General features: G+C 68.6%; 1 pseudogene. It reads left to right on the top strand.

Annotated elements, in window-relative coordinates:
* Positions 1 to 16: 16 nt before the first annotated feature.
* Positions 17 to 245 (top strand): annotated as a pseudogene (gene aspA / locus SB719_RS21995) (aspartate ammonia-lyase); the annotation flags it as partial.

Consider the following 245-nt stretch of genomic DNA (forward strand, 5'->3'; position numbering starts at 1 on the left):
TCCGGAGGCGACGGTCATGGTCGCCGCGCAGGTGATGGGCCACCACACGGCGATCACGGTCGCGGGTCAGACCGGCAATTTCCAGCTCAACGTCGCGCTGCCGCTGATCGCGGCGAACCTGCTGGACTCGATCAAGCTACTGTCCAACGTCTCGCGGCTGCTGGCCGACAGTGCGATCGCCGGCCTGCAGGTGCGCCGCGACAACGTCGACGCCGCGCTGGCGCGCAATCCGATCCTGGTCACCG

It is taken from the genome of Pantoea sp. SIMBA_079 (assembly GCF_046940275.1).
In the GTDB taxonomy this organism is placed as follows: Bacteria; Pseudomonadota; Gammaproteobacteria; order Enterobacterales; family Enterobacteriaceae; genus Pantoea; species Pantoea borealis.